11 protein-coding genes are annotated in these 15,505 nt (G+C 54.4%); 3 read left to right on the top strand and 8 right to left on the bottom strand.

The window, feature by feature from the left end:
* Both BLT01_RS12685 and BLT01_RS12680 read left to right on the top strand, forming a co-directional pair.
* The coding region (locus BLT01_RS12685; protein WP_143020596.1) for a peptidoglycan-binding domain-containing protein at positions 1-238 on the top strand (238 nt) is incomplete at its 5' end.
* A gap of 368 nt (positions 239-606) precedes the next feature.
* On the top strand, positions 607-1,725 hold the full coding sequence (locus tag BLT01_RS12680; protein ID WP_176765151.1) for a C40 family peptidase: 1,119 nt from the start codon (positions 607-609) through the stop codon (positions 1,723-1,725).
* A 326-nt stretch (positions 1,726-2,051) separates the two neighbouring features.
* Here the strand turns inward: BLT01_RS12680 and BLT01_RS12675 are convergent, their stop codons facing one another.
* Positions 2,052-3,743 carry a M20/M25/M40 family metallo-hydrolase gene (locus BLT01_RS12675; protein ID WP_092098339.1) on the bottom strand — a complete coding sequence of 564 codons (1,692 nt, stop codon included), beginning with the start codon at positions 3,741-3,743 and terminating at the stop codon, positions 2,052-2,054.
* Positions 3,709-5,127, bottom strand: a complete 1,419-nt coding sequence (locus BLT01_RS12670) for an alanine/glycine:cation symporter family protein (RefSeq protein WP_092098337.1) — start codon at positions 5,125-5,127, stop codon at positions 3,709-3,711. The genes BLT01_RS12675 and BLT01_RS12670 overlap by 35 nt, the downstream gene beginning before the upstream one ends.
* A gap of 228 nt (positions 5,128-5,355) precedes the next feature.
* On the opposite strand from BLT01_RS12670, the gene BLT01_RS12665 reads away from it, so the two are divergent.
* Positions 5,356-6,093 (top strand): IclR family transcriptional regulator, encoded by a 738-nt coding sequence (locus BLT01_RS12665; RefSeq protein ID WP_176765150.1) that lies wholly within the window; start codon positions 5,356-5,358, stop codon positions 6,091-6,093.
* A 73-nt stretch (positions 6,094-6,166) separates the two neighbouring features.
* Here the strand turns inward: BLT01_RS12665 and BLT01_RS12660 are convergent, their stop codons facing one another.
* The 6 genes from BLT01_RS12660 to BLT01_RS12635 form a co-directional block, all read right to left on the bottom strand.
* On the bottom strand, positions 6,167-7,426 hold the full coding sequence (locus BLT01_RS12660; RefSeq protein ID WP_092098333.1) for an exo-beta-N-acetylmuramidase NamZ family protein: 1,260 nt from the start codon (positions 7,424-7,426) through the stop codon (positions 6,167-6,169).
* Between the two features lie 14 nt (positions 7,427-7,440).
* Positions 7,441-9,546, bottom strand: coding sequence for a glycoside hydrolase family 3 protein (locus tag BLT01_RS12655; protein ID WP_092098331.1), 2,106 nt, complete (start codon positions 9,544-9,546; stop codon positions 7,441-7,443).
* A gap of 14 nt (positions 9,547-9,560) precedes the next feature.
* The gene (locus BLT01_RS12650; RefSeq protein ID WP_092098329.1) at positions 9,561-11,204 is read right to left on the bottom strand and encodes a serine hydrolase; all 1,644 of its coding nucleotides are present in this window, start codon (positions 11,202-11,204) and stop codon (positions 9,561-9,563) included.
* A 346-nt stretch (positions 11,205-11,550) separates the two neighbouring features.
* The gene (locus BLT01_RS12645; protein ID WP_092098327.1) at positions 11,551-12,336 is read right to left on the bottom strand and encodes an IclR family transcriptional regulator; all 786 of its coding nucleotides are present in this window, start codon (positions 12,334-12,336) and stop codon (positions 11,551-11,553) included.
* 30 nt (positions 12,337-12,366) lie between these two features.
* Positions 12,367-13,548, bottom strand: coding sequence for a CaiB/BaiF CoA transferase family protein (locus BLT01_RS12640; RefSeq protein ID WP_092098325.1), 1,182 nt, complete (start codon positions 13,546-13,548; stop codon positions 12,367-12,369).
* Positions 13,548-15,494, bottom strand: a complete 1,947-nt coding sequence (locus BLT01_RS12635; protein ID WP_092098323.1) for a TRAP transporter permease — start codon at positions 15,492-15,494, stop codon at positions 13,548-13,550. Before BLT01_RS12635 ends, BLT01_RS12640 begins: the two co-directional genes overlap by 1 nt.
* Between the last annotated feature and the right edge of the window lie 11 nt (positions 15,495-15,505).

Genomic DNA, 15,505 nt, shown 5'->3' with positions numbered 1-15,505 from the left:
CCCTTCCCCGTCAAACGGCATGATCTACGGCAAAACGCTATCGCTCGGGTCAACCGGCACAGCCGTCAGGAACTGGCAGCGTGACATGAACAAAGCCGGGTTCAAACTGGACGTTGACGGCATCTTTGGGCAAGGCTCCCGCTCCGCGGCGATCGCCTTCCAGAAAAAGCACGGACTCACGGCGGACGGATACTTCGGACCGGCTTCCCAGAAGAAGATGGCCAGCCTGCTTAAATAACTCCTCCCTTTTTCCTGAACTGATCTCCCTTCATTTTGGACAGAGAATCCTGATTCTCCGCTCCAATTGAAGGGAGCTTTTTCATGTCCGGAATGAACAGATTGTAAGTTCGTTTCTAAGGGTTGGACGGCGTTCAATTATCGAGCTTTTTCATTTGAATGCGCCTATTTATTAATTTGGCTGTAAAATTCCGTAGCAATTATTACAAACATGAAGCAATTTGTAATCTAACTGTAATCTATTAACCCCTATGACTCTGCTAAAATGAGCAATAGATTATTAAACTAGATAGAATTTCCTAAACACCATTAAATTTAGCGTAAAAGTCTGTGACATATAAAACTATTCTAACTCAGGGGGAAATAACGTTGAAAAAAATCGTATTTTCGGCTTTAACAACTGCAGCGCTTGCCACGTTTATCGCCACTGGAGATGCTGAAGCCTCTTCCGATACTTATCAAGTTAAGTCCGGGGACACCCTCTGGAAAATTTCTCTTCAAAACAACGTCAGCGTTGCATCCCTCAAAAACTACAACAATCTCAGCAGCGATGTCATCTTCCCTGGCCAGGTGCTTGAGCTGACAGGTTCGACAACAGCCCAAAAGCCATCTTCCAGCCAGGCGGCTTCCAAGCCGGCCAGCCAATCTTCGGCCTCCAGCTACACCGTCAAGCGCGGCGATACGCTGGGCAAGATTGCGGCTGTCCACGGCACAAGCGTTTCCAAGATCAAATCTCTCAACGGTCTGCGCAGTGACCTGATTCTAGTCGGACAGGTTCTGAAAGTCAGCGGAAAAGCAAGCGCACCTTCTTCCGCTCCTTCGAAGAACACGACAACGAACAAAAACACATCAACTGCAAAGCCATCGGCCAATTCGTCCACTTATGTGGTGAAAAGCGGAGACACGCTCTCGAAGATCGCCAATAAGCACGGAATGTCTTACCGTAAGCTGATGGATCTGAACGGCCTGCGTTCGACCATCATTTATGCGGGGCAAAAGCTGAAGGTAAGCGGAACTCCTGTTAAAACCAACAATAAAGTATCCGGCTCGTCGTCTTCTTCAAAGGTCGAACATGCATCGGCTCCAAAAAATGAAGCTAACGCATCGGCGTCCCTTTCCAACTTTGTCTCCATTGCACAAGGCCTGAAGGGCATTCCTTACAAGTGGGGCGGCACAACAACAGCCGGATTCGACTGCAGCGGTTTCATCTACTATGTTCTCAAGCAAGCGGGCGTCAGCCACTCCCGTACGTCGGCTGCAGGCTACTATGACCGTTCCTTCAAGATCAGCAGCCCACAGCCTGGCGATTTCGTCTTCTTCCGCGGCACTTACGGCGGAGCGAACAACGTTTCTCACATGGGCTTCTACCTGGGCAACGGCAAGTTCATCCACGCCAGCTCCTCGCAGGGCATCACAGTCAGCAGCGTGAACGACAGCTACTGGGGCAAGTTCAAGCGTGAGTACAAGCGCCACTACTCTGCACTTTAATAACCGCTTCTCCTATGAACCCTTGAACGCTTCCATTGGAAGGTTCAAGGGTTTTTCATATTCTCTTCCGAACGTACTTCCCCTCGCCGGCTGTCGCGCTTACGGATGGCCGAAGAGCATTCGATCATCATTTATTTGTGACGCTCGGGCACGTTTACGCGACAAGGCTTGCAGGCGGGCTTGAGGCGGGCTGCAGGATGCTGGGGGGCTCGGCTACCTTACACACCGAATCGCCCTGCAGTCAGGTTCCGTACATGATAAATGAAGACATCAGAAAAAGGGATCGGAGCCGGTGCTCCAATCCCTTTCCCTGTCTATTTGATTTTTCAGGCCATCTCCAGCATCCGCTTTTCCGCTCCCTGCTTCAGCAGGCTGACCGTCGTTTTCCGGATGAGTTCCGGCAGGATGCCGAAAGAGTAAGGCTTGTAGACGCGTTCCGTCCATTTGTGGCCGTCTTTGCCGTACACGCCCATGTTGATGGACGGGATGTCGAGCTTTTGGATGGAGCCGAACGGGATGGTGTACAGATTGCCCCATTCCGGCAAGTTTCCGACCAGCGGCGCCAGCTCATCTTCGGTTTCGTGGAGCGACAGGAAGCTGCCGTCCGCGAGATATGGGAAGAACTTTCTAAGAGCGAACTGTTCGCCGGTGGTTTCGCCCATTTCCCGGAGCACGCCTTCGACCGATGCCTGGATCTGCATATCGCGTTCCTGGTCGGCTTTCAGGTAGTTGTGAGGCAAGAACGGCGGCGCAAAGAACAGAATCACACGGGCTTTCTTTTCCGGGTCGGCCGCCTGGAGCGCGCTGACGATGGAAAAGCTGAGGTCCCGCAGGTCTCCCGCTTCTCCTTCCGCATCTTCAAGCGCTTTGGCGATCACGGCGCGGACATCCACCCCGCATTTCCCGAGGTAGTCCACATAGTCCTCGTATGTGGTGACATCGACCGACCAGGAGAGGTTGCGCGCCGGCAGTCCGGTCACGCCCAAGTACTCGTCGAACTGTTCCTTCATATACGTCTCGGCTTCCCGGCATGCCGCTGAGGCTTCATCCATCAGCTTCTCCAAAATCCGGGCCGGTGTTTCTTCATAGATAAAGTAGTTGAAGTACAGATGGCTGCTGATGGCAGTCTGGACGGTGTACAGTTCTTTTGTATCCCGCTGCTGGAGGCACGTCGGCGGCAAAACGAGTTCATTCGGGATATTCTCCGCGAGGCGGTACCGGTTGTGGATCCGCTCGGTCAGCTTCGCCGCGATAAAGTTCGGATCGATGCCGGAAAGCGTGTCCCCGACATGCACCTCCCGTCCGTAAATATGGAAGCAAGGCAGAATCTTTCCGGCCGCGCCCGTATAGATGTACCGGTGCGGGTCCCCGTCGTATAGCGGCGTGATAAAGTCGGTGTTGATCGCCGAGACAAAGTCGAGGTTGCGTTCATGCTTCAGGCGGTTCAGTTCCGACAGCGCGCCGACAATGCCGCGGTGTTCACTTTCCTCGTCTCCGTTGCAAAGCAGAAGGACGTTTCCGTCAAGTTCCTCCCGATGCTCAGAAAAGTACAGGATGTTGGCGATGTGAACGGCCGCTCCGCTTTTCATGTCAACCGAACCGCGGCCGAACATCCAGTCGCCGGACTGCGCTTCTTCCCGGACTTCCGGGTCGGCTTCGTATTCCGTGAAAAACGCCTCGAGCGCATCAGGTGAAAACGCATGCTCCTTTAACGGGCCAAAGTCCTCGACAGCCACCGTATCGATATGGGCGTGGTAGAGAACCGTTGAATCCGAATGTCCCGTCCCTTCCACGAAGGCGAACACATTTTGGCGTCCGAGCGGATCCCCTTCAATCTTCTGGAGATACAGATGATCGGGATGTTCACGGAAATAAGGGAAGGTACTGAGGATCTGATGGATTTCCCTGACGATCCTGACCTCACCGACCGTACCATTGATGCTGTTCAGGCCGACCAGATGGCGTGTGATCCACTCTGCCTGCTCAGCGATTTCCATCTTCCGAAGCTGTTCGTACATGGGCGTTTCCTCCTTTTTTCTTGGCCTGTTTCTCAACGGGATAGTGATTGGCAAAATAATCCGCTGTAAGCTCTTTGACCTTTCCGCTCAGGAACAGGACGGCAATCACGTTCGGAATGACAACCAGTGCCAGCAGCAGGTCCAGGAACTGCCAGATAAACTGCAGCCCGCCGACCGCTCCGACCATGATGGCCACAATGTAAACGAAGCGCATCCATTTGGAGAAAGAAGTGCCGAACAGGAATTCAGCCTGCTTCTCCCCGTAAAAGATGATGACAACGACTGTTGTGATGACAAACAGGAACAATGTCGCGGAAACAATCATCCCCGCAATGGACGACCCGTAAATCGGGGTGAACGCTTCCGTCACCATCGTCGACGCCTCATCCGGGCCGATCGTTTTCCATACACCGGACGTCAGGATGACCAATGCGGTGATCGTGCAGACGACCAGTGTATCGACAATCACCTCAAACACACCCCAGAACCCCTGCTTGACAGGATGGCTCGTAATGGCGGCGGAATGCGCGATCGGCGCCGTCCCCATCCCCGCCTCGTTCGAGTACAGCCCCCGGGCCAGCCCCCAACGGATCGCAGCGGCTACGCCGGCTCCGGCAAACCCGCCTGCAGCCGAGAGCGGACGGAATGCATATTCAAAAATCATGGCGAACGCCTGCGGCACTTCCTTGAAGTTCACGAACAGGACGGCCAGCGCCGAGACAAGGTAGACCACGACCATGAACGGAATCAGCTTTTCCGTCACTTTTCCGATCGTTTTGATCCCGCCGTACGTGACCAAAATGACGATGAAAGCAACAATCAGCCCCGTCGCAAACGGCGGCAGGCCGAACGATCCGCTCATCGTCTGGGCAATCGAGTTGGACTGGACCATCGTGCTCGCCACAATCTCGATCATGAGTGCGAGCGCGATAAACGCAGCGACCTTTTTCCAGCCGAGCCCCTTTTTGATGTAATACATCGGGCCGCCGACATACTCGCCTTTCTGGTTTTTCTCCCGGTAATGCATCCCGAGCACGACTTCCGAGAACTTCGTCCCCATCCCGATCAGCGCCACGAGCCACATCCAGAAAATCGCTCCCGGCCCTCCGAGCGCAATCGCGACCGGCACACCGACGATATTGGCTGCACCCATCGTGGAAGCGAGCGCACTCGTCGTCGCCTGGAAAGGCGTCAGTGTCCCCTGCCCCTCACTTTTCGAGAACATCTTGCCGAACGTCTGCCCGATAATATGCGGCAAGTACCTGAACTGGAAAAACCCGAGGCGCACCGTCAGAAACAGTCCGCCCCCGATCAAGATGATCATGAGCGGAATCCCCCAAATGAAGTTCGAAATCTCCGCAATCCAAGCCGTAAAACGATCCATTTTCCCTCAACCCTTTCTATGTCCGCGCGCAATACGAAATCGCTTTCAATAAATCCCCTTTTATTATTCCGCATTGTGGAATACATTCTGCATTGTGAAACCGTTTGCTTACATTCTATTTCTGCACTTTAGTATTGTCAATCTCTTTTTCTTCTGAACGGTCCGACGATTCGGCCCGATTCGTCATGGATTTTTGATACAATGGGGACAGACAGGGGGAGAAGTTCAATGATTCAGTCGATTGACCGCGCGATGCAGCTGATCGGGACCATATCCGGACCGGAAAAAGACCAGTGGCTCGTGGCTGAACTGGCCGACAAGACCGGCCTGCCCATCAGTACCGTGTATCGTCTCCTCCAATCTCTTGAGACACACGGCCTCGTCACTCAGCATCCGCAGACGAAACACTACGAACTGGGCGACAAATGGATGGAACTCGGCCTGAAAAAATACGAAAAACTGGATATCCGAGCGGTGTCGAGGCCCATCCTTGAAGCCCTGGCGCAGGAAGTCCGGGAAACCGTTTACCTGAACGCCCCGAGGGACGGCTCTTCGATCATCGTAGACCGGATCGACAGCCCCCGGAATGTCCGCATCATTGACAGCATCGGCGAACGCATCCCGATGCCGATCGGCGCCGCCAACAAAATCTTCCTTGCTTTCAGCCCGCCGGCTGACACCGGACCGCTCCTTGAGCGCGTAATACCTGATCCAGTTGAACGCAACCTGCTGAAGCAGCAGCTTCAGGCCATCCGCCGTTCCGGTGCCGCCATCAGCAGAGGGGAAAAAACCGAAGGCACCATCGCCGTCTGCGCCCCCATCTTCGACTTCGAAAGCCGTCTCATCGCCGCCGTCAGCATCGAGACGCTGGAATCCCAGACCACCGACGAACAGTTGGAACAGTTCACGGAAAGCGTCATTGCGGCAGCCGGCCGGATTTCTTCGCTGATGGGGATGAGTTCATAGGAATCGGAATCAAAAAAAGGGATTGGCGCCGGCGCGCCAATCCCTTTTTCTTTGTCGCTTTTTACAGCTCTCTTCAATACAGGAGGTAATTCTTCCGCACCTTCTTGAACGCCTCCAGCTCCTCTTCCCACTCCGCTTTCATTTCTTCAACGGTCATGCCGTTTTCGATGCCTTCGCGGATCCAGCCGTTTCCGATCAGGTTGTCGAAGAAGTTGGTGAGCGTAACGTCTTCCGGATACAGGTCGTGGATCGTTTTGACGATGTGGAGTCCGGTTTCGACCGGCTTGTAGTCGTCACGGTCCGTGATGTGGACCTGAATGCCGTGGGACAGCTTGCCGGAGTGCTTGGAGAACATCGGTGTGAACGAAGCCGCGCGGAACGTGACGCCCGGGAGTGCCAGTGCGTTCAGTTCGGCCGCGAGTTCGGTGCTGTTGATGAACGGGGCGCCGATGAGTTCAAACGGTTTGGTCGTGCCCCTGCCTTCGGAGACATTCGTCCCTTCAATGAGCGCGGTGCCCGGATAGGCGATCGCCGTATCCAATGTCGGCATGTTCGGGGACGGCAGGACGAACGGAAGTCCTGTTTCGTCAAAGTAGGATTTGCGCTTCCATTTCTTCATTTCCACGACAGTCAGGTCCGCGCCGATGCCGAATTCGGCATTAAACAGTTTCGCCAATTCGCCGACAGTCATGCCGTGGCGGAGCGGGATGGCATACTGTCCAACAAAGGAAGCAAATTGCGGATCAAGCACCGGCCCCTCGACTTTTTCCCCGCCGAGCGGGCTCGGGCGGTCGAGCACGATAAACGGGATGCCCTGTTCCTCTGCCGCTTCCATCGCGAGCGCCATCGTGTAGATGTACGTGTAAAAGCGCGTTCCGACGTCCTGGATGTCAAACACAAGCACATCTACGTTCTCGAGCATTTCCGGTGTTGGCTTGCGTGTCTTGCCGTAAAGGCTGTAGACCGGAAGGCCGGTGACGTCGTCGATGTAGTACTCGACGTATTGGCCCGCCTGCGCGTCGCCCCGGACACCGTGTTCAGGCCCATAAAGTGCCGTCAGCTCGACGTCCGGGTCATTGTGCAGCAGGTCGACGATGCTGTTCAGGTCCTTGTCGACGCCGGTCGGGTTCGTGATGAGTCCGACGCGCTTGCCTTCAATTAAGTGCTTTTGTTCGTCCAGCAGCACGTCCACCCCGAGAGAAATTTCATGCCCTTTGCGATGCTTGTTGTGGTCCTGCGATTTGCCGTTGCCTTTGTCATGGTCGGCGAAGGCGACCGTCAGTGTGGACAAAACAAGCAAGGCCGTCAGCAGGACGATCAGCCGTTTTTTCAATGAGTTCTCCCTCCTCAGTATGTCAGTCCGTGGCCGTATCCGTAGAGGACACTGCCATCAGCACCCGGGATCGTAACCGGCAGCGTTCCGGCCGGCGCGACTTCGCCGAAAAGGATCGATGCGGTCGCTTTGAAGCTCGCAGTCCGGAAGCTGTACTGTGCAAGATAGGCATCCGCATCCGGATACGCCATGATGTCATACGGATTTCGGATGCCGACACCGATCACCGGTGTTTCGGTTTCCGTGATCAGCTGGTTGACCAACCGCATCTGCGGGCTGGTCACGGAGCGCTGGGCGACGGTGGATGTGACGGTGCCCGCGATGACCGCCTTTGCCTCCCCCACTTGGGCCAGCTGCTCTTCAGTCAACGGCGCGCTTGCTTTGATCAGCACTGTATTGGCATGCTTTTCTTTTACCGCATTGTACAGGTCTTCGATATACGTGTTGCCGACGACGATGATCCGGTCATCCGCATTTGGTACAAGTGGAAGGACCTCTTCGTTTTTCAAGAGCGTCACGGATTGTTCGGCCGCCGCGCGTTCCACGGCTTTGTGCTCATCCGATCCGACCACTTTCAGGGCGTTGGCGATCTTTTCTTCCACCGGCCGCGGATTTTCTTCTTTGAGGATGCCGCGCTCCAGCTTAAGTGTCAGGATCCGGCGGACGGATGCTTCGATGCGCTCTTCGGAGATTTCGCCGGAGCGGACCGCATCATAAACACCTTCCGCGACAGGCTCCAGCCCGACCGGCATCAGCACGATATCTGTGCCTGCCTGAATCGCCTTGATGACCGTGTCGACCGGGCCGAAGTGGTCGGCGATCGCCTTCATGTTTAGGGCATCCGTGAAGATCAGGCCATCATAACCCATTTCTTCTCTCATGAGCCCCGTCAGCACTTTGTGGGAAAGCGTAGCCGGAAGATGGATTTCCGTGCCGTCTTTTTTGGAAATGACGGTGGTATCATCAATCTTCGGGAAAGTGACGTGCGCCGTCAGGATGGCATCGATCCCGTGATCCATCGCCTGCTGGAAGGGATAAAGCTCGACTTCCATCAAGCGCTCCTTGTCATAAGGCACTTCCGGCAGGCCGAGGTGGGAATCAACTGCCGTGTCTCCGTGGCCCGGGAAATGCTTCGCCGTCGCGGCGGTTCCCGTATCCTGGAGGCCCTGTATATATGAGGTGCCGAGATTCGCGACAAGTTTGGGGTCCTCGCCAAAGGAACGGACGCCGATCACCGGGTTGTCCGGGTTATTGTTGACGTCGAGCGCCGGCGCCAGGTTGAAGTTGATGCCGAGAGACGCCAACTCTTCGCCGATCACCCGTCCGGCGTCATAGGCCAGTTCCTTTGAACGGGTCGCCCCGAGCGCCATATTGCCCGGCATGTCGGTTCCCGATTGGAGACGTGTCACGATGCCGCCTTCCTGGTCAATCGTCAGGAACATCCCGTACTTTTCGGAGGCCGCCTGGTAGGCGTCGGCAAGACGGGTCGTCTGTTCGGTTGTCACGACGTTTTCACGGAATAAAATCACGCCGCCGAGGTGGTAGTCTTTTACGAGACGATCGATTTCCGGAAGCATTTCGGTCACGTTTTTCCCATTCCAGTTGCGGAAGTCCGGCATGAGCATCTGCCCGACCTTTTCCTCCATCGTCATCTGGCGGATGGCGTTGTCCACGAGGTTGTACCGCTCACCCGTTTCCTTCACGACCGAGATTTTTACAGGCGGTTTCCCCTTGCCTTCTTTTGCTTCCGGGTCCGGCTTCGCCTGGATGGCGATCCGGTCGGAAGACTTTCCGTCGGTTACTTGGATAAACGCTTTTCCGGGTTTACCGGTGGCCGTCACCTTCCCTGCCGCATCCACTGTTGCGACATTCTGATTGGAAGAGCTCCAAGACTGTTCGCCCGACTTCTTGAAATGTCCGTCCTGATATACATGGAGTGCATCCAATTGCAGCTCCCCATTTTCAGCTTCATGGTCGATCTCCGGCACGTTCTGGAGAATCACCAGATCGTTGATGTCCGATGCTTCCGCGGCACTCACAGTGCCCATGCCCGTCATAACGGGCGTCGCAATCAGCACCGCGATCAAAAACGGCAGCAGCGCTTTCCGTAAACTCGGCATTCTTCATTCCCCCTTTAATAATCCCTCAGTGCCCAGCCGGCGGAAGCACCGACAGGCTCTACAATTTCCCCGTCTGCCTCCACGTTGCCGACATACCAGCCCCGGCCGTTCACGGACGCGTCGGTGTCATAGCGGAAGCGGACAAACCCGGTGCCTTCAGGCAGTTCGGCCGTCACCCGCTCCAGATCCCCTCCGTTGCCGGTCAGTGCCGCAAGTTCCGTCCATCTCTCCCCGTCGGCGGAGACTTCCACACGGCCAAAGTCCGATCCGTCCTCCAGGCGGTGCCAGGAATCAAATGAAAGCTCGGAGGCATCACCACTCAGTTTGAATTCCAGCGTCCGCTCCAACTGGTCCCCGTAGCCGGAAAACCACATTTCATCATGCTTCGGAAGCGGCGCCGGAATAGCATCCGCCACATGGCGAGCGACTGTCCGCCGGATTGTGTTCAGGGAAATCGTGTTCCTGGAAGGATGGACCCGGTTCGTCAGCAGGATGGCGATCGTCTGGTTTTTCTTGCTGACGGCGATGCTCGTACCGGTGTAGCCGGTATGTCCTGCAGTCCCCGAATCAGCCAGTGCGTCCATGTACCAGCCTTGGTTCAGCTCCCATCCGAGCCCGTGGTCATTGCCCGGGAACCCCGGAATCTGGTTTTCCTCAAGCAGGCGGACCGTTTCCGGCTTCAGGATCCGCTTGCCGCCGTACCGGCCATCGTTCAGGAACATATGCGCGAACTTGGCGAGATCTGGCGCCGTCGAGAACACGCCCGCATGCCCCGCCACACCGTCCAGCGACCAGGCATTTTCATCATGGACACTGCCCCACACGATGCCTCGGCCGAGCGCCGGCTGGTATTCGGTAGCGGCAATCCGGTTCTTAAGGGAAGCCGGCGGATTGTACATCGTATCCTTCATGCCGAGCGGCCCGGTGATCTCATCCTTGATAAACGTGTCCAGGCGCTTTCCGTAGAGCCGCTCCACCAGGGAACCGAGCGTGATCATGTTCAGGTCGCTGTACGTGTACTTGGTCCCAGGAGGATTGGCGAGCGGATAACGGTGTGCGATATCCAGGCGGTCCTCCCGGCTTTTGCCTTGGCTATACAGAGGCACCCAAGCCGTGAATCCGGACGTATGCGTCATCAACTGGCGGATCGTCACATCCTCCTTACCGTTGTCGGCAAACTCCGGGATGTAATCGGCAACCGGATCATCCAGCGAGAAAAGACCCTGCTCATACAGCTTCATTGCAGCGGTCGTCGTGAAGATCTTGCTGATGGAGGCCAGGTCGAAAATCGTCTCCTCCGTCATCGCGACAGGCTCGTCCATCTCCGTGAACCGGTCATCCGTGTAAAGCGCCGAATGCCCATAAGCCTCATGCTTCACGACATGGCCGTTCCTCGCCACCAAAACTACGGCTCCCGGGAAAGTCCGGTCCGCGATGCTCTTCTCGATTGCCCCATCAATCGAATCCAGCGGAGCCTGTACCATACCGGCCCCCTTCACGGAACCCGGATGCAAAACAGGCGACATCGGCCCCGGCCGGTCCCACTGCTTGTTCTCCGCTCCCCCGCCTGCCTCGACTGGCACTGCAAAGACGGTACCGAGAGCCATCGTTCCCGCCAGCACTGCCGCCACCCCGGCTTTCTTCGTTACTTTCAGCATGCTCTCCCCTTCTCTCCCGTTAAATTATCAGTACTTTCTAACAAGTTTATCGGAGATGCCAAAACATGCCTATCATACAGAAGTACTTGAATCGGAAAGCGCTTTCCTGAAATCGGGGCGATTGCACTATTTCTTTTTAATCATTTTTGAAACCCTATTAAATATGTAGAGAGCAAACAAAAAACGCACCGTAGTAGAGTGCGAAACAGTCGAGTTACGGTAACTGATCTGTTGCGATATCATATCCAGCACCCCTTCTGGACAAATCTGATAATTGCCTATCACAACCATTAATGTTAATAAGGATTCAAGAAAAGGCCTGGAAGAATACCCTCCAAGCCCTTACTTATTTCTTCATACGTGCCTCAATTTCCCTTGCGGCGCCGATAACTTTCTTTATTAGCTCATCAATATCGTAATCTTCTTCACGTGCCCGGGGAATTGTGAGTGTAAAAACAGCGAAGGCGACGTCATCCATCATGATGGGAGCGCAGATGGACATGGCGCCCTTCACCCGTTCCCCGTAGGTGATGGCATATCCTTTCTTCCGTATCTGGGTGAGATCTTGTTGAAGCTGTTCCTTGGAATTCACCGTGATGTCCGTGATGGGGACAAACTGGATTCTATCCAGGTAGTCCCTGACGTAATCATCACTCTGAAAAGCGAGCAGGGCTTTTGCAGAAGCCCCTGCGTAGAGTGGAGAGGTGTGTCCGATGAACGTAAGAGCCGAAAGTTCGTGACGGCTTGGCAGATTATGAAGACACTTTCGCTCACCATTTTCAATGATACTGATCGATACATTTTCACTCGTCTCTTCATTTAGCCTTTCCATTATGGGGATTGCTATGGATAGGAACGCATCGCTCTGCTCGACAAGCCGGCCGAGGAAGAAGAGTTCCAGCCCCAACGAATACATCTTGGTATCTTCTTCTTTCACTAGGAAACCTTCATACACAAGCGTCCAAAGCATCCGCTGCAAGCTGGAAATGCCGATCCCTGTCCGTTTATGGATATCGGTCAGTGACAGTTGCTTATCACCACCTTTAAAAGCACGCAATACCTGGATAACCCGATGTACGGAAGACATCGAATAATGGGCATTCATTTTCTCTTGATCTTTTAAATTTTCCATATTGCACGCTCTCCAATCAACCTGCTTTTCTTACCCTTTCCCCTGTCCCACCGCCTTGTACTCATCTGTCGCGCATTGGTACAATTCGCCGAACACTTCCTCGTTATGCTCTCCGAGCCCAGGCGGCGGCAGCCGGGTTTCTATCCCCAGATTACTGAATCTTAGGGGGCTTGCCAAGAGCTTGATTTCTCCTGCTTTTGGATGTTTTACGGACTCTACCCCGCCACGCGCCACCACCTGCTCCTGCTCCAGCGCCTGGGAAATGGTGTTCACCCTTCCGGCAGGCACACCTGCTTTTTGCAGGAGGGTCAGCCATTCATCTGATTTCTTCCCGTACAACAGCTCCTGTATGTTACTCACAATTTCTTTTTCGTTCTTTTTCCGATCCGCATTCGTCCGGTATTGTGGATCAGTCGCCCATTCCGGATGGCCAAGAAGATCGGCCAGTTTTGCAAACAGCCCGTCATTTCCCGCACAGATCATGATTGGATCGTCTGCGGTCTGGAACACCTGATAAGGCGTCACGTTATTGTGCTGGTTACCGAGCCGCTTTGATACCATCCCGGTGTTCAGATAGGCACTGCCGACGTTCGCCATGCTGGCCATTTGGACATCCAAAAGCGATAGGTCGATGGCCTGGCCTTCGCCGGTCCGCTCACGCTGCCGGAGCGCTGCAAGCACCCCGATCACCACATAGGAAGAGGTGATGATATCTGCAATCGGAATCCCAACTTTCGTTCCTTCCTTGTCCGGGTGACCGGTTACATCAATCAGACCGCTCATCGCCTGGATAACCGGGTCAAATCCCGGATTCCGGCTGAGAGGTCCGGTATGGCCAAAGCCGGTCACCGAGCAAAGGATAATTCCCGGATTTTCCTCTTTCAGCGTCTCATAACCGACTCCAAGATTTTCCATCGTTCCGGTTTTGAAGTTCTCGATCACCACGTCTGCTGTCTTCACCAAGTCCAGAAACAGCCTTTTCCCCTCGGGGTCTTTCAGATTAATCGTCACAGACCGCTTGTTGCGGTTTGCACTCATATAATAGGTGCTTTCCCCTTCGACGAAAGGCCCCCAGTCTCTCATGCTGTCTGATCCGCCCGGCGGTTCAACGCGAATCACATCCGCTCCCAGGTCTCCAAGAGTCATCGCACCTGCCGGAGCCGCATACACACGGGATACATCCAATACTCGTATATCATCCAACGGTTGCATCATACACCCTCCCCATTGTTGACTTTGATCGGACTTATGACTTTTTGTTCTTTAAGCACTTTCAGCTGACCGAACATACCTACAGTGATCAAAGCGATGCCGATCAGGTCTGTTAATGTTCCCGCATCGATCATCATCAGGCCGCCAGCTCCCACAAGCACCCTTGAAAACCATCCCATCTTTGCAACGACCCGGCCGGAAACGGCTGATGCCAAAGCGATTCCGCCGATTAATGCCATGGCACCAGCCATCATGGAAGCCCCGTAGGAATGTCCATCAAACAACAGCACCGGATTGAATAGGAAGAAAAACGGCAAGATAAACGCTACCGCAGCCAAGCGAAGCGATGCCACAGATACTTTGGTTGGATCTTCCCCCGCAATCCCGGCAGCCGCATAAGAGGCCAGCGCAACAGGCGGAGTGATTCCAGAAAGAGCCGCATAGTAAAAAGCGAACATGTGGGCAGCCAGAGCGGGCACCCCCATATTGACCAGAATTGGCACAGAAATCATTGCGACGATAATATAAGCCGCAGTGGCTGGTACCCCCATGCCGAGGAACACGCTGATGACCATCGTCAGAAGGGCAGCGAACAAGACGCTCCCTCCTGCAATCGCAATCACGTTATTGCCTAGTGTCAGTCCGACACTCGTCAGTGTAATGGTACCAATGACAATCCCTACAATCGCACAGGCAATCCCGACATTCACCGCCCCTCTGGCCCCTTCTTCGATCGACTGGAGGATGAGCCTGAGATTCATCCGGGTAGATTTTCTGAGCCAGCTTGCCAGCACAGTGGAAACAAGTGCCCATATGGCAGCGAACAAAGGGGTAACTCCAGTCATGAGAGTCGCCAGCAACACAACCAGCGGAATCAGCAGGTGTCCGCCTTCCTTCAACACTTTCACCGCATTTGGGATATTCTCTTTTGCAATCCCAGACAGGCCAAGCCTTTTAGCTTCGAAGTGGACAGACATGAACAGAAACGCGTAATACAATATTGCCGGGATGATGGCAGCCAGCATGACGGTCGTATACGGAACGCCGAGGAATTCAGCCATGATGAAGCCCGCAGCTCCCATGATTGGCGGAGCCAGAAGGCCGCCGGTAGAGGCGACCGCCTCAACTGCTCCGGCAAAGCTCTTTGAGTAGCCGGTCTTTTTCATGAGCGGAATCGTGACGGTACCGGTAGTCACCACGTTACCGACCGCAGAGCCGCTCATCATTCCCATCAGTCCGCTTGCAAAAACTGCAACCTTTGCCGGTCCACCCGAGGACCGTCCCGCAATGGTTAAGGCTAAATCATTGATGAAGTCGGAGAATCCGCTGTTTTTCAGGAAAGCCCCGAACATGACAAAGACGAAGATGTAAGTGGCCGAGACACCGAGTGCAGTTCCGAAGATGCCCTGGCCGCCCCAGAACATCACGTTGATCACCCGTTCGACTGTAAATCCGGTGTGTCCGAATATACCCGGAATAAAACCGCCGAAGAAGTTATACAACAGGAAAATCCCTGCAATGATTGTCAGCCCATTGCCCACCACTCTTCTGGCTGCCTCAAATAGAAGCAGCATCGCGATGCCTCCAGCGACATAATCCAGCGTTGTGTTTACTCCGAAACGGTCACGGATGAAAGTGTCATAAGTAATAAGGAAATAAGCAAATACTGAAATGGCAAGCCCAATCAGCACCAGGTCCGTAACAGCAGGCTTTTTTCTTTTCATGCCTTTTCTCGCCGGATAGAGAAGGAAACTGAACAGGAGCAGGAACAGCAGATGCCAAGCCCTGAACTTGATGGCATCCATGACACCATAACTGCTCATGTACAATTGGAAGAATGTCCAGATGACCGCAAGAACCAGTAAGACCTTTGCCCACATCCCCAGGAAGTTTCTCTGTCCTCCGCCATCCTCCAGATCGACGACTGCAGTTTGCTCATTGTTCATGGATGTCACCT

Source organism: Bhargavaea beijingensis, from assembly GCF_900101985.1.
GTDB lineage: Bacteria > Bacillota > Bacilli > Bacillales_A > Planococcaceae > Bhargavaea > Bhargavaea beijingensis.
Note: the sequence above shows the minus strand (reverse complement) of the source record. Positions and strands in the feature narration are given on the sequence as shown.

Coding starts and splice junctions, on each gene's coding strand:
- BLT01_RS12675 (WP_092098339.1), bottom strand. CDS start 3,743: ATGTACGAACAGCTTCGGAAGATGGAAATCGCTGAGCAGGCAGAGTGG.
- BLT01_RS12670 (WP_092098337.1), bottom strand. CDS start 5,127: ATGGATCGTTTTACGGCTTGGATTGCGGAGATTTCGAACTTCATTTGG.
- BLT01_RS12665 (WP_176765150.1), top strand. CDS start 5,356: ATGATTCAGTCGATTGACCGCGCGATGCAGCTGATCGGGACCATATCC.
- BLT01_RS12655 (WP_092098331.1), bottom strand. CDS start 9,546: ATGCCGAGTTTACGGAAAGCGCTGCTGCCGTTTTTGATCGCGGTGCTG.
- BLT01_RS12650 (WP_092098329.1), bottom strand. CDS start 11,204: ATGCTGAAAGTAACGAAGAAAGCCGGGGTGGCGGCAGTGCTGGCGGGA.
- BLT01_RS12645 (WP_092098327.1), bottom strand. CDS start 12,336: ATGGAAAATTTAAAAGATCAAGAGAAAATGAATGCCCATTATTCGATG.
- BLT01_RS12640 (WP_092098325.1), bottom strand. CDS start 13,548: ATGCAACCGTTGGATGATATACGAGTATTGGATGTATCCCGTGTGTAT.
- BLT01_RS12635 (WP_092098323.1), bottom strand. CDS start 15,494: ATGAACAATGAGCAAACTGCAGTCGTCGATCTGGAGGATGGCGGAGGA.